The 19,797-nt window shown below is 66.1% G+C and carries 17 protein-coding genes; 10 read left to right on the top strand and 7 right to left on the bottom strand.

Annotated elements, in window-relative coordinates:
• Positions 1-314 precede the first annotated feature (314 nt).
• Positions 315-1,220, bottom strand: coding sequence for a hypothetical protein (locus ACW172_RS05100; RefSeq protein ID WP_492034108.1), 906 nt, complete (start codon positions 1,218-1,220; stop codon positions 315-317).
• A gap of 457 nt (positions 1,221-1,677) precedes the next feature.
• Here ACW172_RS05100 and ACW172_RS05095 point away from each other — a divergent pair, with 457 nt between their 5' ends.
• The 3 genes from ACW172_RS05095 (at position 1,678) to ACW172_RS05085 (ending at position 6,403) form a co-directional block, all read left to right on the top strand.
• A complete protein-coding gene (locus ACW172_RS05095; RefSeq protein ID WP_492034107.1) occupies positions 1,678-2,883 on the top strand; it encodes an acetyl-CoA C-acetyltransferase in 1,206 nt (401 codons plus the stop codon).
• 16 nt (positions 2,884-2,899) lie between these two features.
• Positions 2,900-5,101, top strand: coding sequence for a 3-hydroxyacyl-CoA dehydrogenase NAD-binding domain-containing protein (locus tag ACW172_RS05090; protein WP_492034106.1), 2,202 nt, complete (start codon positions 2,900-2,902; stop codon positions 5,099-5,101).
• Positions 5,102-5,290: 189 nt separating this feature from the next.
• The gene (locus ACW172_RS05085) at positions 5,291-6,403 is read left to right on the top strand and encodes a class I SAM-dependent methyltransferase (protein WP_492034105.1); all 1,113 of its coding nucleotides are present in this window, start codon (positions 5,291-5,293) and stop codon (positions 6,401-6,403) included.
• Positions 6,404-6,761: 358 nt separating this feature from the next.
• Here the strand turns inward: ACW172_RS05085 and ACW172_RS05080 are convergent, their stop codons facing one another.
• Entirely contained in the window at positions 6,762-7,607 is an 846-nt protein-coding gene (locus ACW172_RS05080; RefSeq protein WP_492034104.1) for an aldo/keto reductase, read from the bottom strand.
• Positions 7,608-7,676: 69 nt separating this feature from the next.
• Here ACW172_RS05080 and ACW172_RS05075 point away from each other — a divergent pair, with 69 nt between their 5' ends.
• Positions 7,677-8,636, top strand: coding sequence for an alpha/beta fold hydrolase (locus ACW172_RS05075; RefSeq protein WP_492034103.1), 960 nt, complete (start codon positions 7,677-7,679; stop codon positions 8,634-8,636).
• Between the two features lie 78 nt (positions 8,637-8,714).
• Positions 8,715-9,656 (top strand): hypothetical protein, encoded by a 942-nt coding sequence (locus ACW172_RS05070; protein ID WP_492034102.1) that lies wholly within the window; start codon positions 8,715-8,717, stop codon positions 9,654-9,656.
• A 4-nt stretch (positions 9,657-9,660) separates the two neighbouring features.
• On the opposite strand, the gene ACW172_RS05065 is transcribed toward ACW172_RS05070, so the two are convergent.
• Both ACW172_RS05065 and ACW172_RS05060 read right to left on the bottom strand, forming a co-directional pair.
• Positions 9,661-10,599: a pirin family protein gene (locus ACW172_RS05065; RefSeq protein ID WP_492034101.1), complete on the bottom strand. Its 939-nt coding sequence runs from the start codon at positions 10,597-10,599 to the stop codon at positions 9,661-9,663.
• Between the two features lie 25 nt (positions 10,600-10,624).
• Complete coding sequence (locus ACW172_RS05060; protein ID WP_207869007.1) at positions 10,625-11,113, bottom strand: Lrp/AsnC family transcriptional regulator; 489 nt, start codon at positions 11,111-11,113, stop codon at positions 10,625-10,627.
• A 158-nt stretch (positions 11,114-11,271) separates the two neighbouring features.
• Between ACW172_RS05060 and ACW172_RS05055 the strand changes: the two genes are divergently transcribed.
• The 5 genes from ACW172_RS05055 to lpdA are packed head-to-tail and all read left to right on the top strand — an operon-like array spanning position 11,272 to position 17,162.
• Positions 11,272-12,504, top strand: a complete 1,233-nt coding sequence (locus ACW172_RS05055; RefSeq protein ID WP_492034100.1) for a 3-methyl-2-oxobutanoate dehydrogenase (2-methylpropanoyl-transferring) subunit alpha — start codon at positions 11,272-11,274, stop codon at positions 12,502-12,504.
• Between the two features lie 2 nt (positions 12,505-12,506).
• Entirely contained in the window at positions 12,507-13,628 is a 1,122-nt protein-coding gene (locus ACW172_RS05050; RefSeq protein ID WP_492034099.1) for an alpha-ketoacid dehydrogenase subunit beta, read from the top strand.
• A complete protein-coding gene (locus ACW172_RS05045; RefSeq protein WP_492034098.1) occupies positions 13,628-15,289 on the top strand; it encodes a dihydrolipoyl dehydrogenase family protein in 1,662 nt (553 codons plus the stop codon). The genes ACW172_RS05050 and ACW172_RS05045 overlap by 1 nt, the downstream gene beginning before the upstream one ends.
• Before the next feature lie 4 nt (positions 15,290-15,293).
• Complete coding sequence (locus tag ACW172_RS05040; protein WP_492034097.1) at positions 15,294-15,755, top strand: hypothetical protein; 462 nt, start codon at positions 15,294-15,296, stop codon at positions 15,753-15,755.
• 9 nt (positions 15,756-15,764) lie between these two features.
• Positions 15,765-17,162: a dihydrolipoyl dehydrogenase gene (gene lpdA / locus ACW172_RS05035; RefSeq protein WP_492034096.1), complete on the top strand. Its 1,398-nt coding sequence runs from the start codon at positions 15,765-15,767 to the stop codon at positions 17,160-17,162.
• Positions 17,163-17,206: 44 nt separating this feature from the next.
• Here lpdA and ACW172_RS05030 read toward each other — a convergent pair whose 3' ends face one another.
• From ACW172_RS05030 to yidD, 3 genes are all read right to left on the bottom strand, one after another.
• Positions 17,207-17,497, bottom strand: a complete 291-nt coding sequence (locus ACW172_RS05030) for a GIY-YIG nuclease family protein (RefSeq protein WP_492034095.1) — start codon at positions 17,495-17,497, stop codon at positions 17,207-17,209.
• Positions 17,498-17,587: 90 nt separating this feature from the next.
• On the bottom strand, positions 17,588-19,510 hold the full coding sequence (gene thrS / locus ACW172_RS05025; protein WP_492034094.1) for a threonine--tRNA ligase: 1,923 nt from the start codon (positions 19,508-19,510) through the stop codon (positions 17,588-17,590).
• Positions 19,507-19,758 carry a membrane protein insertion efficiency factor YidD gene (gene yidD / locus ACW172_RS05020; protein WP_492034093.1) on the bottom strand — a complete coding sequence of 84 codons (252 nt, stop codon included), beginning with the start codon at positions 19,756-19,758 and terminating at the stop codon, positions 19,507-19,509. The genes thrS and yidD overlap by 4 nt, the downstream gene beginning before the upstream one ends.
• Between the last annotated feature and the right edge of the window lie 39 nt (positions 19,759-19,797).

The raw sequence follows: 19,797 nt of genomic DNA, 5'->3' as shown, positions 1-19,797 counted from the left end.
CTGGGATAGACATCTGCGAGCCAGGACCCGCCGAGGCGAGCACAAGTACAAGGCGGCCGTTTAGGTGGCGCTCAGGCGGGCCTGATTGCCCTGTAAGTCTGCAATCGAAACTTAGAATATCGGCTGCTGCCGCGAGCTAGACGGCGCGGCGGCTCATTTTCGGGAAAGCCGGGTCAGTCCTTCGTGCGGCCGTGGCTTAGGAGCGCGGATTCTCCTGGGTGGCTCATTGAGCCTTTGGGTGAAGGAAAACCACTAGGAGGTGCGCTTAATCCTGTCCGGCCGAGCGGAAGACGATCAGGTTTGAGTTGATCGTCTCATCGGTAGGTCGCTTTGCCCGATACGAGAACAACGGAGTGGATATTATCGAATTCGGGAGGGCGCGGGGAATGGAGCGACAAGGATGTCAGTTGGTCCTTCTTCAGATGGTGAGCTTTCACGTCAACTTCATGATCGATCTCAGGCATGGGCTCATCTGACGTCCAGACTATCAAGGAGTTGAAATGGGTATCCTCCGTATGAGCTTGTCCGAGGAAAATTTGGGCCGATTTACCGTTCCAAACTCCTTGGATGACAGGGCCTTCCATCCGCACCACGCTGCGAATGGTCCTTTCGACCCCCGGGGTCGCTTCTCCAGACATAAGGCCGAATGGATCGAAACGGCTTGCGCCTCCGAAGATCGGGACTGCTGGTTCATCAAGGACGATCAATTCAACGCGCTTCGCGCCCGTCTTGGATGCGGCCTGGATGAGAAGGTTGATCTTTTGAGTGGTTTCCGGGCTCAAAGCCTGCGTTGACGCGACGATCTTAAGATCGTCGACTAGTGTCGGATGTTCCGGCTGGGGCTGGGGGCCATTGGTCCGGATGTCAAGAACCGACCGGCCTCCAAAAATAACAGCATAGAGGAGTGCCGACAGGGCGATTTTGTCGCTAACCGTAAGCCCGGATGCCCCGCGTACTGCTGCTTTAAATGCGCTCCCAGTTGGCCCTTCGAGATCTCTGATCAAGCCCTGAATATGCCAAAGGGCCACCTCCAGTGAACCTCGCCTAGGAGAGGCCGCGATACGATACTCCACCTCCCCGCTGTAACCGAGATCCTGCAAAGCAGTGCTGTAAATGCCGGATAAGTAGGTGCAGAGGTGAAGGAGGTCTACGGGGGCGAGTGAGGGTATCTCACCGTCAATCTCGCTGTAGAATTTTAGAATCGTCAACTCGTTGTTCATGACGCGGACCTGCCAGACCAGAGGGCTTCTCGGGCGTGGGCGTCGCGCGTCATCTGTGCCTCGGTGGCGAGGGTGGACTCTATGCTAACGACGGTGTTGATCACCCCGCACGGTGCCTGCAGCCATGAGGGCATAGGCCCAAGGACCTGCTTCGCGGCCGAGTCTCGGCGCGCGTCAAACGGGTCATTTCCGACGTTCTGGCTCAGCTGTCGCTGTCCTCTTTCAAACCCGCTATCCGAGCGAATGCGGGCGATTCGTCCCTCAAGAGGGATAGTAGCGCCGCCTGTAGAAGCGCGCACCGCCTATCGGCGGGGGCGTACTGGACACTAGAGCGCCTCTGGGCCGATCACGAATGCAGGACTACCGTTCCGAGGCGCGCCTTCTTACTTGACGTTGACGTAAACGTAGGGTTCATGGCGCCAACGCTTCGAACCGTCCTTATTGGAGACTGACTCCCATGGCTGACGCCTATATCTACGACGCGGTGCGCACCCCGCGCGGCAAGGGCAAGAAGGACGGCTCGCTGCACGAGATCACCGGCCTGGACCTGGCCACCCAGGTGCTGCAAGCCCTGCGCGACCGCAACGATCTGGACACCTCCAAGGTCGACGACGTCATCCTGGGCTGCGTCACCCCGGTGGGCGAACAGGGCGCCGATATCGCCCGCACCGCCGTGCTCAACGCCGGCTGGTCGCAGTACACCGCGGGCGTCCAGATCAACCGCTTCTGCGCCTCGGGTCTGGAAGCGGTGAATATGGCCACGGCCAAGGTGAAGTCCGGTGAGGCCGACTTCGCCGTCGGCGGCGGCGTCGAGGCCATGAGCCGCGTGCCGATGGGCTCGGACGGCGGCGCCTGGCCGGTCGACCCGACCTCGGCCTTCAACACCTATTTCGTGCCCCAGGGCGTCTCGGCGGACATGATCGCCTCGAAGTACGGCTTCAGCCGCGACGACGTGGACGCCTATTCGGTCGAGAGCCACAAGCGCGCCGCCAAGGCCTGGGCCGAGGGCCGGTTCGCCAAATCGGTCGTGCCGGTCAAGGACCAGCTGGGTCTGGTCCGTCTGGACCATGACGAGACCATCCGTCCGAACTCGGACATGCAGACCATGGGCGCCCTGAACCCGTCCTTCACGATGATGGGCGAGATGGCCTTCGACGCCGTGATCAACCAGCGCTACCCAGAGGTCGAGCGGGTCAACCACGTCCACACCCCGGGCAACTCCTCGGGCATCGTCGACGGTTCGGCCGGCGTCCTGATCGGCACCCTGGAAGCCGGCAAGGCCCTGGGCCTGAAGCCGCGCGCCAAGATCCTGGGCGGCGCCTCGATCGGCTCGGAGCCGTCGATCATGCTGACCGGTCCGGAGTATGTGACCCGCAAGCTGCTGGGCAAGCTGGGCATGACCCCCGACGACATCGACCTGTGGGAGCTGAACGAGGCCTTCGCCGCCGTCGTCCTGCGTTACATGCAGGCCCTGAACATCGACCACGCCAAGATGAACGTGAACGGCGGCGGCATCTCCATGGGCCACCCGCTCGGCGCCACCGGCGCCATGATCACCGGCATCGCCCTGGACGAGCTGGAACGCTCGAACAAGTCGACCGCCCTGGTCACCCTGTGCATCGGCGGCGGCATGGGCACCGCCACCGTCATCGAACGCGTCTGATCCGGAGATCCCGACCATGAAATCCTTCGAGAACTTCAAGATCGACGTCGACGCCGACGGCATCGCCGTCATCGCCTTCGACGTGCCGAACAAGTCTATGAACACCCTGACGTCCAGCGTCATGAACGAGCTGCCCCAGCTGGCCGAGCTCATCAAGACGGAAGAGTCGATCAAGGGCGCCGTGATCACCTCGGGCAAGGCCTCGGGCTTCTGCGCCGGCGCCGACCTCGGCGACATGGCCGGCGGCATGATCGGCGGCGCCTCGCTTCAGGACGCCTTCGACGCGGGCTGGAAGATGAACGGCGCCCTGCGCGCCATCGAGACCTGCGGCAAGCCGGTCGCGGCCGCCATCAACGGTCTGGCGCTCGGCGGCGGTCTGGAGCTGACGCTGGCCTGCCACTACCGCGTCGCCGGCGACAATCCGAAGATCCAGCTCGGCCTGCCCGAGATCAAGGTCGGCCTGTTCCCCGGCGGTGGCGGCACCCAGCGCCTGCCGCGCCTGATCGGCGTCCAGGCGGCGATGATGGCCATGACCGAGGGCAAGTCCTTCCGTCCCAACGACGCCAAGGGCGCCGGCATCATCCATGAGGTCGTCCCGGCCGGTTCCGAGGTCGAGGCCGCCAAGGCCTGGATCAAGGGCGGCGGCAAGGCGGTCGCGCCCTGGGACGACAAGGGCTTCAAACAGCCCGGCGGCGGCCCCTACCACCCGGCGGGCATCCAGAACTTCCTGGTCGGCAACGCCATGATCAAGAAGCAGACCTACGGCAACTACCCGGCCGCCCTGAACCTGATGAAGGCCGTCTATGAAGGCATTCAGGTGCCGATCGACGCCGCCCTGCGCATCGAGACCCGCTACTTCATCAAGACCCTGATGACGCCGCAGGCCCAGGCCATGATCCGTTCGCTGTTCCTGTCCAAGCAGGAGCTGGACAAGGGCGCCGTGCGTCCGGCCGGCGTGCCCAAGTCGGATCCGAAGAAAGTCACCGTCATCGGCGCCGGCATGATGGGCGCGGGCATCGCCTATGTGCAGGCCATGGCGGGCATCGAGACCATCCTGATCGACCAGACCCAGGAAGCCGCCGACAAGGGCAAGGCCCACGTCGAGGAACTGCTCAAGAAGCGCCTGTCGCGCGGTCAGCTGACGCAGGAGAAGTTTGACGCCCTGCTCGGCTCGGTCACCGCGACCACCGACTACGACCTGATCAAGGGTTCGGACCTGGTCGTCGAGGCCGTGTTCGAAAACCGCGAGATCAAGGCCGACGTCACCAAGCGCGCCGAGGCCCAGCTGGCCGAAGGCGCCGTCTTCGGCTCCAACACCTCGACCCTGCCGATCACCGGCCTGGCCGAGGCTTCGGTCCGCCCCGAGGACTTCATCGGCATCCACTTCTTCTCGCCGGTCGACAAGATGATGCTGGTCGAGATCATTCTCGGCGAGAAGACGGGTGAGGCGGCCATCGCCAAGACCCTCGACTACGTCCTGAAGATCAAGAAGACCCCGATCGTCGTGAACGACAGCCGCGGCTTCTACACCTCGCGCTGCTTCTCCACCTTCCTGATGGAAGGCATGGCGATGCTGGAAGAGGGCTGGGGTCCGGCCCTGATCGACAACGTCGGCCGTATGACCGGCATGCCGCGCGGTCCGCTGGAGATGCACGACGACGTCGCGCTGGACCTCTCCTACAAGATCGCCAAACAGACGGCTCTGGACCTGGGCGACAAATACGTCCCGGCCGAGGGCGCCGATATCGTGGCGAAGATGGTCGAGGGCGGTCGCTTCGGGCGCAAGAACGGCATGGGCTTCTACGACTACGCCACCAAGCCCAAGACCCTGTGGGCGGGCCTCGCCGAACTGGCGCCGGTCACCAAACACATCGACGGTCCGGAAGAGCCCGGCGCCTTCGCCCAGATCGACGAGCTGAAGACCCGCCTGCTGTACCGTCAGGCCGTTGAAGTCGCCCGCTGCTGGGAAGAGGGCGTCATCGACGACCCGCGTGAAGCCGATCTCGGCGCCATCCTGGGCTGGGGCTTCGCGCCCTGGACCGGCGGCCCGATCACGATGATCGACCAGACCGGTCTGGCGAAATTCGTGGAAACGGCCGACCGCCTGGCCGCGACCTACGGCGACCGCTTCAAGGTCCCGCAGCTGCTGCGCGACATGGCCGCCAAGGGCGAGACCTTCTACGGAAACTTCGCCGGCGCCCAGAAGGCCGCCGCCTGAGGATGCGAGGCCGGCCCCCGCGCGTTCGCGGGCAGGGGCCGGCTGTCGTCTCGTCTGCCGAGCTCCCTTGGCAGGCGAGATTGGGCTTGGTTGTCCATACGCCCACGGATAAGGTCCCCTCTACCCGAACTTGCAGACCCCCTGGCATGGGAGAGTCTGGTTCCGGCTACAGCAACCGAGAGGGATTCAATGGCTCTGGCGCTGCCGGACTGGTCGATAGACCATGTTGTCATCGTGGATGGGCGGGTCGAGATTGAAGGGTGGATTCTTCCACCGCGCAACGCCGCCGACATCGAGGTTCTGGTCAACGGAGAACCTGCGGAACTTCAGCTCCGGGAAGCGCGGCTTGACGTCAAGGACGCCTGGATCGCTCTCGAGCAGGTCGAGCCGCTCAGCTTCACTGCCTTCGCCCCTGTCCCGGCGGGCGTCATTGAGTTCGAGCTGAGATGCGATGGGGTCATTCGCCCCCTGAACGGTTGGTCCCAGGCGCAGGACGAGCGGTTTTCCGTGCCCGAAGGCACACGCCGCGAACGCGTGCACGGCACCGCGGCCGAACAGAACTTCCTTCGCACCGGTCACAGCAACTATTGTCGGATCAAGGCGCTGATCGCCCGGTTCGCACCCCGGAAGCGGAGGCCGATCCGCATTCTGGACTGGGGCTGCGGAGCGGGTTCCGTCGGGCGCTATGCGATCGTCGATCCGCAGCTCGACTATACGGGCGCCGACATCGACATCGACAACATCGCATGGTGCCGCCAGCATATCGATCCTGATCGCTTCATCGCGATCGATACCGAACCGCCTACGCCGCTGAAGAAGTCGAGTTTCGACGTCGTTTTCGGCATTTCGGTCCTGACCCACCTCAACGAGCAAAACCAGTTCAAATGGCTGGCGGAGCTGCAGCGGATCACCCGGCCGGGCGGAATATGTCTGCTGTCCATTCTCGGCGTTCAGGCCCAGGCGAAAATCCCCTGGCTTCTGACCGACGCCTATGCGTTGGGTGCCTATGGCTTTCAATTTATTGAGGAAGTTCACGAAATCGGCCAGATCGTCGGTCAGGACACCTATTACGGCATCGCCTATCATCTGAAGCCCTATGTTCGCCGCGAGTGGAGCCGTTGGTTCGATGTCATCGATTTCGTGCCCGGCGCACTGGGACACCAGGACGTGGTTGTCCTTCGGCGCCGGCGTTTCCCGAAGTGGATGCGCGTGAAGCGTTGGCCAAAACTCGCCCTTGACGCCATTTCAAGCCGGGGCGGCCCTGTGCGGACTCCCGAGCAAAGCGCGAGGGATCAGGCCTGAAATGCAATACGGCCCCGGGAGCGATCCCGGGGCCGTTCTGATTTTGGGGTTACAGGAGCGGCGGCCGCGTCCCCCGACGAAGCCGCCGCCCGTGTCGGCCGGCAGGGCCGGCCGTCGGTCGGAAGAATTAAGCCGCGTCCCCCGACGCCGCCAGTCACCGACCGATCTCGACGCGTCCGGCGCCTCCCGTTGAACGGGAGTCAGGCCGGCGCGAACGGAAATCATCGCGTGATGATCCCCCGAACGGAAGCACAAGCTTTACCTTAACGGTGGCGTGTTTCAAGTTTGGGACGAAATCAAGCTCGGCTTTTCGCCTTCAAGGCGAATGTCGCCGTCTCCGCTCGCCGACGTTCACATCTCAGATGATGTCCAGCGGCTGGGCCGTGGTCGGGGGCGGGAAGGCGTGCTCCAGGACGGCCATGTCCTCGGCGTCCAATTCGATCTCCAGCGCCTCCGCATTGGCCTCGACATGGGCGACGGTCGAGGCCTTGGGGATGGCGATGATCCCCTCCTGGCGCAGGATGGAGGCCAGGGCGATCTGGGCGGTGGAGACGTCGTGCCGGTCGGCGACCGCGACCAAGGCCGGATGCTCCAACAGACCCCCCTTTCCCCCGCGTCCCAGCGGCGAATAGGCCATCAGGGGCATGGTCCGCTCCTGCGCCCAGGGCAGGAGGTCGAACTCGATGCCGCGCGAGCCCAGATGATAGAGGACCTGATCGGTCTGGCAGCCGGTCCCGCCGTCCAGGGCCTCGATCCGGTCCATGGCCCTGAGGTCGAGGTTGGAGACGCCCCAGCGCGCGATCAGCCCCTCGTCGATCAGCTCCTCGAAGCCGGCGATGATCTCGTCCATCGGGAAGCGGCTTTCCCAGTGCAGAAGATAGAGATCGAGCCGGTCCACGCCGAGGCGCTCGAGGCTCTTTTCGCACGCCAGCATCATCGACATCTCGCCGGCGTTCTCGGGCCGGACCTTGGAGACGAGGAAGACCTCCTCGCGGCGATCCCTGATGACCTCCCCGACCAGCCGCTCGGACCTGCCGTTTCCATAGAGTTCGGCGGTGTCGATCAGGGTCAGGCCCAGATCCAGCCCGCGCGACAGGGCCGCCTGTTCGGCGTCGGCGGTCTTCGGATCGTCGCCGATCTCCCATGTGCCTTGGCCCATCACGGGGAGCAGGGTACCGTCCGGAAGCGAGGTCATGCGGGTCATGGCCCTTCAATGCACGACGCCCGCCAAGGGTGCAAAGGGCGGCGCCGACCGGGCCGCGGGAGAGGCACCATGCAGACCCGGATCATCAGGACCGACGGCCTGAACCAGCAGATCCTCGAGGCCGGCGAAGGCCCATTGGTTCTGCTGATCCATGGCTTCCCCGAGCTGGGCGTCAGCTGGCGGGCGCAGGTTCAGGCCCTGGCGGCAGCCGGCTATCACGCCGTGGCGCCCGACATGCGCGGCTATGGCGGGACCGACAGGCCGGAGCGGCGCGAGGACTATTCGATCCTCAAACTGGTCGGGGACATGGTCGATCTGGTCCGGGCGCTCGGCGAGAAAACCTGCGTCGTCGTCGGTCACGACTGGGGCGCGCCCGTCGCCTGGCACTGCGCCCTGCTGCGACCCGACATTTTCAAGGCGGTGGCGGGCCTGTCGGTGCCGTTCCAGCCGCGCATCCCCAAGGGGGCGCCGACGCCGATGATGGCGGCCCTGGCCAAACGGGCGGGTCTCGGCGACCTCTATATCAGCCGTTTCCAGCCGGACGACGCCCATGCCGACTTCGACGCCGATCCGGCGACGGCGCTCAGGAAGATGTTCTGGTCCTATGACGGCGCCACGCCGGATGAGGGCCTGTCGACCGGTTTCCTCGCGCCCGGCGTCTCCCTGCTGGAGAGCATAGACGACGACGCGACCCTGCCGCCCTGGCTCAGCGAGGCCCATTTCGCCGAATACGTCGCCGCCTTCTCCGCGGGCGGCTTCCGCGGCCCGATCGACTGGTATCGCTGCATCGATCTGAACTGGAGCCTGACCGCCTTCATGCAGGACAAGACCATCGACCAGCCGTCGCTGTTTCTCGTCGGCGAGCGAGACCCGGTGCGCCGCTACGCCGGCCAGCATGAGGCCGGGCTGTCGAAATGGCTGACCGACCTGCGGGGCCAGACCGTCCTGCCCGGCGCGGGCCACTGGCTGCAGCAGGAACGGCCGGACGAGATCAACGCCGCCCTGCTGGCGTTCCTCAAAGGGCTGTAAGCACCGGAGGCCGCAAGCCGTCTTGATGCGGGATGTCCCTGACGTATCATCCCGGAGTGGCATGCGGAGGAGGGACTGATGAGGCCGGGACGACTACCGCTCTGGGCTTTGGCGGGCCTTGTCCTCTCCAGCGCCGCTTACGCCCGGACTCCTCCTCAATCAGCCGATCCCGGCGCCTCGGCCGTCGAGGACGTGACCGTGGTTGGGGCGGCGTCGCGGCGCGCGATGGAGATCTATGCGCGCCGGATCGGCTCGGGGCCGATGGGGCGTCTGAGCCCGCGATGGAATGACCGGATCTGCGTCCGTGTCGTCAATATGGACGCCGACCATGCGAGCTTCCTGAAGAGCCGCATCGGAACAGTGGCCAGGGCGATCGGTCTGTCGCCCGACGCCTCGCCGGACTGCGAACCGAACATCACCGTCTATGCCTCGGACGATCCGGACGCCCTCGCGGATCGGCTGACCGAGGCCGCTCCGCGAAGCTTCCGTCCCGCCCGCGCCAACGTCAGTCTCGGCGATGCGGCGCTGGAGGCCTTCCGCACGTCCGACGCCCCGGTACGCTGGTGGCAGGTCAGCCTGCCCCTGATGGCCGACAGCGGGCAGCCCGCGATCGAGCTGGGGGTCAATGATCCGGCGCCGCTGTCGCGTTCCGTCGCCGTGCACAACGGCTCGCGCCTGGGCGGCAATGTCCGCGACGATCTGATCGGGGTGACGATCATCCTCGACCTGACGAAGCTGGGCGGCGTCCCTTTCAACGCGGTCAGCGACTATGTGGCCTTCGTGGCCTTGGCCCCGGCCGATCCGCGTGTCGAGACGCAAGGGTTCGACACGGTCCTCAACCTCTTCGAGCGCCCGGGTACCGGGGGCCTGACCCTGACCGACGAGGACTATCTGTTCGCCCTCTATTCGTCCTCGCGCGCCCCGGGCAACGCCGCCGTCCAGGTCGCGGAGATCGCCGACCGCATGGCCACCGAGCGCCGCCGCCGCGAGACCCTGCAGCAGCAGGGCGCGGGCCAGTGAGTCTCTAGACCGGGTCGGTCGGCTTCGGCGTCACCTCGGCCGGAGCGGGCTCAGGCGTCGCCGGGGTGTCGGGCAGGGGAATGAACTCGAGGTCGTCTTCGGTCGGCAAGGCCATCCGACCCGCCTTCCAGTCGGCCTTGGCCTGATCGATCCGCTCCTGCGAGGAGGCGACGAAATTCCACCAGATCAGCCGCTCGCCGACCGGCTCGCCGCCCAGGGCCATGACGGTCGACTGCGTCAGGGATTTGACGGTCGGCTCGGCCTGGGGCTCCAGCACGATCAGCTGACCTTCGTGGAAGGTGCGGCCCGCGACCTCGATCTGGCCCTTGGCGACATAAAGCGCCCGTTCCGACATGCCGCCGGCGCCCTTGCCCGGAGGCGGTGCGGTGCGCACCCCCTCCTGCATCTCCCAATGGACGTAGAAGAGCGGCGAGGAGGTCTTCACCGCCGACGACGCCCCATAGGCCTCGCCCGCGACCAGACGCGCGAACAGGCCGCCGTTCTCATAGGCGGGCAGGTCGGCTTCGCCATGGTGGAAGAAGCCGGGATCCATCTCCTCGGCCTCGTTGGGCAGGGCGATCCAGGCCTGCATCCCGTGCATCGGGCCGCCCTGCGCCTTCTTCAGCGGATCGGTGCGCTCGGAGTGGACGATGCCCTTGCCGGCCGTCATCCAGTTGACCTCGCCCGGACGAATGGCCTGGGTGAAGCCCAGACTGTCGCGGTGCATGATCTCGCCCTCGAACAGATAGGTCAGGGTCGACAGGCCGATGTGCGGGTGGGGGCGGACGTTGATCGAGTCAGCGCCGGGAGCGAACTCCGCAGGCCCCATCTGATCGAGGAAGATGAAGGGACCGATCATCCGCCGCGAATGGAACGGTAGGACCCGGCCCACCTCGAACCCGCCGAGATCCTTGCGCCGCGCGTCGATCACCATCTCGATCATGTCGTATCCCCTCTGAGCCCGTGTCTTATCGCACGTGGGGGGTGATGATGCCGAGGGGAAGGGCGGTCACATTCTTCACGCCGCGCGTCACGATGTGGCTTTCGCAGTCCGAGACGATGGCCAGGGCCAGAAGCTTCTCGCGCAGGAATTTGTCGAAGGCGTGCATATCGGAGGTGACGATCCGCAGCACATAGTCCTCGCGGCCGGTGATGGTGGCGCACTGGACCACTTCCGGCCAGTCGCTGACGGCGGCCTCGAAGGTCTGCAGGTTCTCGGAGGAGGGCAGCATCAACTTGACGATGGCGTAGACCTCGAAGTCCAGGCCCAGAAGCTTGGCGTCCAGAAGCGTCACGCGCTTGCGGATCAGGCCGGAATCTTCCAGTCTCTTGATGCGCCGCCAGCACGGCGAGGCGGACAGACCGACCCGATCGGCGACCTCCGCGACGGACAGCCCCGCGTCCTGCTGCAGGATGTCCAGAATTCTCGCGTCGATAGGATCGAGTTCGTCCGCCAAGGCGTTTCTCCGTTTTTCGTTATGGCGCAATAAAATACCCTTGAACCGCCATATGCAAGGCGAAATTCGGTAAGTCTTGATGCGCCGCGTCTGCTATCAGGCGCTATAAAGGCAAATGCGGCCGGATCAACCAGGCGCAGGCCAACAGGCAGGACCAAATGACCAGGAACACCCAGCCCCTGTCCCTGCGCGTTCCGGAGCCTTCGGGCCGTCCCGGAGACGCACCGGACTTCAGCGGACTGAAGCTCGACGTCGCCGGGGCCGTCGACCGTCCGCCCGTCGATTCGCGGCCCGTGCAGATGATGGACCTGGCCTTCCGCCTGATCCGGGTGCTGGATGACGCGGGCAATGCGGTCGGTCCGTGGAACCCGCGTCTGGACGCCGACACCGCAAGGCGCGGCCTGAAGGCCATGATCCTGACCCGCGCCTTCGACGACCGGATGCACCGCGCCCACCGCCAGGGCAAGACCAGCTTCTATATGAAGTGCACCGGCGAGGAGGCCATCGCCGTCGCCCAGGGGATGATCCTGTCCCGCGAGGACATGGGCTTTCCCACCTATCGCCAGCAGGGCCTGCTGATCTCGCGCGGCTATCCGCTCGCGACGATGATGAACCAGATCTATTCGAACGCCGCTGACCCCATCAAGGGCCGCCAGCTGCCGATCATGTATTCGGCGAAGGACTTCGGCTTCTTCACGATCAGCGGCAATCTCGGCACCCAGCTGCCCCAGGCCGTGGGCTGGGCCATGGCCAGCGCCTACAAGGGCGACGACAAGATCGCCATCACCTGGATCGGCGACGGCTCGACGGCCGAGAGCGACTTCCACTCGGCCCTGACCTTCGCCAGTGTCTACCGCGCCCCGGTGATCATCAACGTCGTCAACAACCAGTGGGCCATCTCGTCCTTCCAGGGCATCGCCGGCGGCAATGAGACGACCTTCGCCTCCAAGGCCATCGGCTACGGCCTGCCGTCCCTGCGCGTCGACGGCAACGACTTCCTCGCCGTCTGGGCCGCGACCCAGTGGGCCGAGGAGCGGGCCCGCACCAACCAGGGCGCGACCCTGATCGAGATGTTCACCTATCGCGGCGCCCCGCACTCGACCTCGGACGATCCGTCGAAATACCGCCCGGCCGACGAGCACGACCAATGGCCGCTCGGCGATCCGATCCAGCGCCTGCGCCAGCACCTGACCCTGATCGGCGAATGGGACGATGACCAGCACGAGGCCGCTCTGAAAGAAGCCGTCGAACAGGTCCGTCAGGCCGGCCGCGAATCCGAGGCCATCGGCACCCTGGGCCAGTCGCGCCCCTCGGTGAAGGAGATGTTCGAGGAGGTCTATGCGACCGAGGACTGGCGTCTGGTCGAACAGCGTAGCGAAGTGGGGATCTGATCATGAGCGAGACCTATTCCCCCGCCGACCAGCACGACGGCATCGATCCCGACATGGCTGACGCGACCGAAGCTCCCGCCTCCGTTTCCCAAGGGTCCGGCGTGGTCCCGATGAACATGATCCAGGCCCTGAACTCGGCCCTGGCGGTCAAGATGACCGAGGACCCCAATGTCCTGTCGTTCGGCGAGGACACGGGTTTCTTCGGCGGCGTCTTCCGCGTCACCGACCAGCTGCAGCAGAAGCACGGCCTGACCCGCAGCTTCGACGCCCCGATCAATGAAAGCGGCATCGTCGGCGCCGCCATCGGCATGGCCGCCTATGGCATCCGCCCGGTCGTCGAGGTTCAGTTCGCCGACTACATCTATCCGGCCTACGACCAGATCGTCTCGGAAGCCGCCAAGATGCGCTATCGCTCGGGCGGCCAGTTCTCCAGCCCGATCGTGGTCCGCACCCCCTACGGCGGCGGCATCTTCGGCGGCCAGACCCACAGCCAGTCGCCGGAAAGCCTGTTCACCCACATCGCCGGGCTGAAGGTCGTCGTGCCGTCCAACCCCTACGACGCCAAGGGCCTGCTGACCGCGGCCATCGAGGACGACGATCCGGTCATCTTCTTCGAGCCCAAACGCCTCTACAACGGCCCCTTCGATGGCTGGCACCAGAAGCCGGTCTCGCCCTGGAAGGCGCAGCCCGAAGCCCAGGTCCCGACCGAGAAATACGTCGTGCCGATCGGCGAGGCCAAGGTCGTGCGCGAAGGCGCCGACGTGACCATCCTCGCCTGGGGCACCATGGTCTGGGTCTCGCTGGCCGCCGCCGAACACGCGGGCGTCGACGCCGAGGTGATTGACCTGCGCACCCTCGTGCCGCTCGACATCGCCACCATCGAGGCCTCGGTGAAGAAGACAGGCCGCTGTGTCATCGTGCATGAGGCGCCGAAAACGTCCGGGTACGGAGCGGAGCTGTCCGCCCTGGTCCAGGAGCGCTGCTTCTATCATCTCGAGGCCCCCATCGGCCGCGTCTGCGGCTGGGACACCCCCTATCCGCACGCCTTCGAGTGGGAGTATTTCCCCGGGCCGGAACGGGTCGCCACCGCCCTGAAAGCCGTCATGACCGGAGGCGCACGCTGATGGGCCGTTATGTCTTCAAACTGCCCGACGTGGGCGAAGGCACCGCTGAGGCCGAACTGGTCGCCTGGCACGTCAAGGTGGGCGACCGCGTCGAGGAGGACCAGATCCTCGCCGACGTCATGACCGACAAGGCCACTGTCGAACTGACCTCGCCGGTCTCCGGCGTCGTCACCGCCACCCACGGCCAGCCCGGCGTCATGTCCGCCATCGGCTCGCCCCTGGTCGAGTTCGAGGTCGAGGGGGCTGGCAATGCCTCCGACGCCCCGGAGTCCGAAGCCCAGCCCGCCGCGCCGGTTGCCGCCGAGCCCGAAGCGGTCGCCGAGCCGGTCGAGGCCCCGGCGCCCGAACCGATTGCGGCTGGCGCCGGCAACTATGTCTTCAAACTGCCCGACGTGGGCGAGGGCACGGCCGAGGCCGAGCTGGTCGCCTGGCACGTCAAGGTCGGCGACGCGGTCGAGGAAGACCAGCTGCTGGCCGAGGTCATGACCGACAAGGCCACCGTCGAACTGACCTCGCCGGTCATGGGCGTCGTCGCCGGCCTGTTCGGCGAACCCGGCCGTCAGGTGCCGGTCGGTGGTCCGCTGGTGACCTTCACGGTCGAGGGGGCGGGTAATGTGACCGCCGCCGCTCCGGTTCCGGTCGCCGCGCCGAAGCCTGCTGAAAAGCCGGCGCCCAAGGCCGAGGCGCCGAAACCCGCTCCGGCCAAGGCCGCTGCGCCGAAGCCCGCAGCCGTCGCCGAGGCCGCACCCGTCGCCCGCACCGCCCAGACCCCCGGCGTTCGTCCGCTCGCCTCGCCCGCCGTGCGCAACCGCGCCCGCGAACTGGGGATCGAGCTGCAGTTCGTGCCCGGCTCCGGCCCGGCCGGCCGCATCGAGCACGCCGACCTCGACGCCTTCCTGGCGCGCGGGTCGCAGGCCCCGGCGGCGCCCGCCGCCGCCGGCTCGCTCTACGCCCCGGCGGAAGGCACGACCGAGGTCCGCATCATCGGCCTGCGCCGCAAGATCGCGGAGAAGATGGCCGAGAGCGTGCGCCGCATCCCGCACATCACCTATGTCGAGGAGATCGACATGACGGCGGTGGAGGAGCTGCGCGCCCATCTGAACGCCCAGGCCAAGCAGACCGGCAAGGCCAAGCTCAACGTCCTGCCCTTCATCGCCCGCGCCATCATCGTGGCCCTGCGCGACCAGCCGCAGATCAACGCCACCTACGATGACGAGGCCGGGATTTTGACCCAGCACGCCGCCGTCCATCTGGGCATCGCCGCCCAGACACCGAACGGCCTGATGGTGCCGGTGGTCCGCCATGCCGAGGCCCGCGACCCCTACGATACTGCGGCCGAGATCGCCCGCGTTTCCGGCGCGGCCAAGGACGGTTCGGCCAAACGCGAGGAGCTCAGCGGCTCGACCATCACCATCACCTCGCTGGGGACCCTGGGCGGCGTCGTCCACACCCCGATCATCAACCACCCCGAGGTGGCCATCGTCGGCCCCAACAAGATCGCCGAACGGGTTGTGGTGAAGGACGGCCAGATGGTGGTCCGCAAGATGATGAACCTGTCGTCCAGTTTCGATCACCGCATCGTCGACGGTCACGACGCCGCGGTCTTCGTCCAACGGATCAAGGGCCTGCTGGAGCACCCCGCCACCCTGTGGATGGGGTGATCGCGTGAAGCTCGCGGCTGCCGTCTCTGCCCTGACGTTGCTGGCCGCCTCGGCGATTCCAGCGCTGGCCTGCACCTATGTGGTCATGCCTCCGCAAGTCGAGGCGCAGCTGGAGCGTGAGCGCGAGATCGCCATGGTGGACGGCGCGGACCTGATCTACTTCGGAAGTCTGTGGAGCACCGGAGGCCTGACGCGGGATCGCTATGCGGTCCGGGGTGAGCAGACCATCCGGGGTGGCCGCGCGCCCTTCTATGCCCAGACCTCGCCTCGCTACGAAACGAGTTGTGGCCGAGAACCGACCTATTCGCTCGACGGCGTCCGGCGTCTTCTGCCGGGACAGCAGGTCATCGTGGTCGCGAGACGCCGCTCCTGGTGGCGGATCGAGATCGTCGAGATCGCGCGCAGGGACAGCATCCGTGGCCGCCGCCTCTATAGCCTGGCGCGATCTCGCGCAGCCCGTCACTGACCGGATCCCATGACCCAGACCCTCAAAACCAAAGTCCTGATCATCGGCGCCGGCACCGGCGGCTATGTGGCCGGTATCCGTTGCGGCCAACTGGGGCTGGACACCGTGCTGGTCGACGGCGGCGACGGTCTCGGCGGCACCTGCCTGAACGTCGGCTGTATTCCGTCCAAGGCCATCATCCATGCGGCGGGCAAGTATGAGACGGTGCTCAAGGCCGCCGGCGACGGGACCCTGGGCATCACCGCCTCAGAACCGGCCATCGATCTGTCCAAGACGGTCGCCTGGAAGGACGGGATCGTCCGTAAGCTGAACAATGGCGTCGCCGCCCTGCTGAAGAAGGCGAAGGTCAAGGTCATCAAGGGCTGGGCGAGTTTCGCTGACGCCAAGACCTGCGTCGTCACCACCGAAGACGGCGACATCCGCATCACCGCCGAACACGTCATCCTGGCCACGGGCTCGGAGCCGGTCGAACTGCCCTTCCTGCCCTTCGGCGGCGACGTCATCTCCTCGACCGAGGCCCTGTCGCTGGACGCTGTGCCGAACAAGCTGGTCGTGGTCGGCGGCGGCTATATCGGGCTGGAGCTGGGCATCGCCTATCGCAAGCTGGGCGCCCAGGTGGCCATCGTCGAAATGGCCGACCGCATCCTGCCCCTCTACGACAAGGCCCTGACCGACCCGGTCATGAAGTGGCTGACCAGCCACGGCGTCGAGATGCACCTCGGCGCCCGCGCCGGCGGCTTCGGCGACGGGAAACTGTCGATCACGACGAAGGACGGCGAACCCCTGCAACTGGACGCCGACAAGGTGCTGGTCACCGTCGGCCGCCGACCCCGCACCAGGGGTTGGGGCCTCGAGAACATGGGCGTGACCATGGACGGTCCGTTCGTGAAAACCGACAACCGCTGCGCCACGAACATGAAGAACGTCTGGGCCGTCGGCGACCTGACCGGCGAACCCATGCTGGCCCACAAGGGCTCGGCCCAGGGTGAGGTGGTCGCCGAGATCATCGCCGGCCATGACAAGATCTTCGACCCCGTCACCATCGCCGCCGTCTGCTTCACCGAGCCGGAGATCGTCTCCGCCGGCCTCGGCCCCAACGATGTCGAGGGCCGTAAGGACGTGATCACCGCCGTCTTCCCGCTCGCGGCCATCGGTCGGGCTCTCGCCATCGAGGCGGGCGAGGACGGCGGCTTCGTCCGGGTTCTGGCTTCGAAGGACGACCATCGCCTGCTCGGCGTCCAGGCCGTCGGCCAGCACGTCGCCGAACTGTCCAACAGCTTCGCCCAGATGCTGGAGATGGGGGCTGTGCTGGAAGACGTCGCGGGCGTGATCCACGTCCACCCGACGCTGGGCGAAGCCTTCCACGAGGCGACCCTGCGCGCGCTCGGGCACGCGATTCATATTTGACTTTTATCCGCTCATCCCCGCGAAGGCGGGGACCCAGGTTTTGGCTACGGCTGCAGCCTTTCAAACAGGTCGTGCCACCCAGGGTTCGTCTCTTCGATGAGCTTGAGCTTCCACAGCCGGTTCCATTTCTTGAGCTGCCGCTCGCGTCGGAAGGCTGTCGCCCGGGTTTCGTGGACCTCGAACCAGACGAGGATGTCGACGCCGTATTTGGCAGTGAAACTGTCCGGCCGCGCCTTTTCCCTGTGTTGCGAGACGCGAACGATCAGATTGTCGGTCGAGCCGATATAGAGGGTGCCGTTGCGCTTGCTGGCGACGATGTAGGTGTAGAAGGCCAACGGCGGAGACCTCGGCTAAAACCTGGGTCCCCGCCTTCGCGGGGATGAGCGGAATAAAATCCGATCATCCATGCAAGTCAAACGTGTATCTTACGCGCGCAGATCCGGCGGCGTCGCTTCTTCCGTCAGCAGACGGATCGCCTCTTCCACCGAGACGATGGTCTGAGCCTGCGAGCCCAGACGACGGATGGCGACCATGCCTTCCTCGGCCTCCTTGCGGCCGACGACGGCGATGGCGGGCACCTTGCCGACCGAGTGTTCGCGGATCTTGTAGTTGATCTTCTCGTTGCGCAGATCGGTCTCGACGCGCAGGCCCGCGGCGCGGAACTTCGCAGCGACGTCCTCGGCATAGCCGTCGGCGTCGAAGGTGATCGTCGCCACCACCGCCTGCACCGGCGCGAGCCACAGGGGGAAGGCCCCGGCGTAGTTCTCGATCATGATGCCGATGAAGCGCTCGAACGATCCGAGGATCGCCCGGTGCAGCATCACCGGCCGGTGCTTCTGGCCGTCCTCGCCCGTATATTCCGCACCCAGACGTTCGGGCAGGACATAGTCGAGCTGGATCGTGCCGCACGTCCATTCGCGGCCGATGGCGTCCTTGACGATGAAGTCCAGCTTGGGCGCGTAGAAGGCGCCGTCGCCCTCGGTCACGACGGGCTCGGTCCCGGCGGCGCGGGCCGCCTCGGCCATCAGGCTTTCGGCCTTGTCCCAGAACTCGTCCGTGCCGGCGCGGTTCTCGGGGCGCGTGCCCAGGCTGATATAGGCCGTCTCCATGCCGAGGTCGGCGTGGACCGAACGGGCCAGCTTGATGAACTCGGCCGTCTCCTCGACGATCTGGTCCTCGCGGCAGAAGATGTGGGCGTCGTCCTGGGTGAAGCCGCGCACCCGCATCAGGCCGTGCAGCGACCCTGACGGCTCATAGCGGTGACAGGCGCCGAACTCGGCCATGCGCAGCGGCAGTTCGCGGTAGGAGCGCTGGCCCTGGTCGAAGATCTGCACGTGGCCCGGGCAGTTCATCGGCTTGAGGCTCAGTTCCTCGCCCTCGACCGTCTCGCAGACGAACATGTTCGGGCGGTACTTCTCCCAGTGGCCCGACTTCTCCCAGAAGGTGCGGTCCAGCACCTGGGGCGTCTTGACCTCGACGTAGCCGGCCTTGTCCAGACGGCGGCGCATATAGGCCTCGAGCACGCGCCACAGGACCCAGCCCTTGGGGTGCCAGAAGACCATGCCCCGGCCCTCTTCCTGCATGTGGAAGAGCTCCATGGCGCGGCCCAGCTTGCGGTGGTCGCGCTTCTCGGCCTCCTCGATGCGGAGCAGATAGGCGTCCAGATCGGCCTGGGTCGCCCAGGCCGTCGCATAGATGCGCTGGAGCTGCTGGTTGCGATGGTCGCCGCGCCAGTAGGCGCCGGCCAGCTTGGTCAGCTTGAAGGCCTTGCCCACGAACTTCGTCGAGGGGAAGTGCGGCCCCCGGCACAGGTCCTGCCAGGCGCCCTGGTGATAGACGCTGATGTCCTCGCTCTCGGGCAGATCGCGGATGATCTCGGCCTTGTACTTTTCGCCCATGGCCTCGAAGCGGGCGATGGCCTCGTCGCGCGGCAGGACCTCGCGGCGGATCTTCTCGTCGCGGTCGACGATCTCGGCCATCCGCTTTTCGATCTTCGCGAAGTCGTCCGTCGAGAAGGGCTCGTCGCGGGCGAAGTCGTAATAGAAGCCGTCCTCGATGGCCGGGCCGATGGTGACCTGGGTGCCGGGGAACAGCTCCTGCACGGCCTCGGCCATGATGTGCGAGGCGTCGTGGCGCAGGGTGTCGAGCGCCTCGGGGCTGTCGCGCATGATGATCTTCAGCGCGCCCGAGCCGCCGATGGGGGCGTCGAGGTCCAGAAGCTTGCCGTCCAGCTCGATCAGGGCCGCCTTCTTGGCCAGCGACGGCGAGATGGAGGTCGCGACGTCACGGCCCGTGGCGTCGGACGGATACTGGCGCACGGCGCCGTCGGGGAATTTCAGGTCGATCATGAGTCTGTCTTTACTGGCGGCACCGGGTCGTATCCCGACCCGCCGAAGGGATGGCATTTACAGAGGCGTCGCACGGTGAGCCATCCCCCTTTGACCGGTCCGTGCTGGATCAGCGCGTCGCGGCCATAGTCGGAACAGGTCGGCAGGAACCGACACGACTGCCCGAAGAAGGGAGACAGCGTCAGCTTGTAGCCGCGATGGGCCGCGCGGACGCCGCGTTCGTAGAGGGTTGTGCCGGTGCGGGCCATTTCGCCGTGCTTATCCCCTGCGCATGGCGAAGGGGCAAG

Source organism: Brevundimonas sp. ALps5, assembly GCF_058681645.1.
Note: the sequence above shows the minus strand (reverse complement) of the source record. Positions and strands in the feature narration are given on the sequence as shown.

Bases quoted from the DNA above. Each gene is read 5' to 3' on its own strand.
- ACW172_RS05050 (WP_492034099.1), top strand. From the start codon at position 12,507: ATGAGCGAGACCTATTCCCCCGCCGACCAGCACGACGGCATCGATCCC.
- ACW172_RS05090 (WP_492034106.1), top strand. From the start codon at position 2,900: ATGAAATCCTTCGAGAACTTCAAGATCGACGTCGACGCCGACGGCATC.
- thrS (WP_492034094.1), bottom strand. From the start codon at position 19,510: ATGATCGACCTGAAATTCCCCGACGGCGCCGTGCGCCAGTATCCGTCC.
- ACW172_RS05095 (WP_492034107.1), top strand. From the start codon at position 1,678: ATGGCTGACGCCTATATCTACGACGCGGTGCGCACCCCGCGCGGCAAG.
- ACW172_RS05070 (WP_492034102.1), top strand. From the start codon at position 8,715: ATGAGGCCGGGACGACTACCGCTCTGGGCTTTGGCGGGCCTTGTCCTC.
- ACW172_RS05055 (WP_492034100.1), top strand. From the start codon at position 11,272: ATGACCAGGAACACCCAGCCCCTGTCCCTGCGCGTTCCGGAGCCTTCG.
- ACW172_RS05065 (WP_492034101.1), bottom strand. From the start codon at position 10,599: ATGATCGAGATGGTGATCGACGCGCGGCGCAAGGATCTCGGCGGGTTC.
- ACW172_RS05100 (WP_492034108.1), bottom strand. From the start codon at position 1,220: ATGAACAACGAGTTGACGATTCTAAAATTCTACAGCGAGATTGACGGT.
- ACW172_RS05085 (WP_492034105.1), top strand. From the start codon at position 5,291: ATGGCTCTGGCGCTGCCGGACTGGTCGATAGACCATGTTGTCATCGTG.
- ACW172_RS05075 (WP_492034103.1), top strand. From the start codon at position 7,677: ATGCAGACCCGGATCATCAGGACCGACGGCCTGAACCAGCAGATCCTC.
- lpdA (WP_492034096.1), top strand. From the start codon at position 15,765: ATGACCCAGACCCTCAAAACCAAAGTCCTGATCATCGGCGCCGGCACC.
- ACW172_RS05045 (WP_492034098.1), top strand. From the start codon at position 13,628: ATGGGCCGTTATGTCTTCAAACTGCCCGACGTGGGCGAAGGCACCGCT.
- ACW172_RS05080 (WP_492034104.1), bottom strand. From the start codon at position 7,607: ATGACCCGCATGACCTCGCTTCCGGACGGTACCCTGCTCCCCGTGATG.
- yidD (WP_492034093.1), bottom strand. From the start codon at position 19,758: ATGGCCCGCACCGGCACAACCCTCTACGAACGCGGCGTCCGCGCGGCC.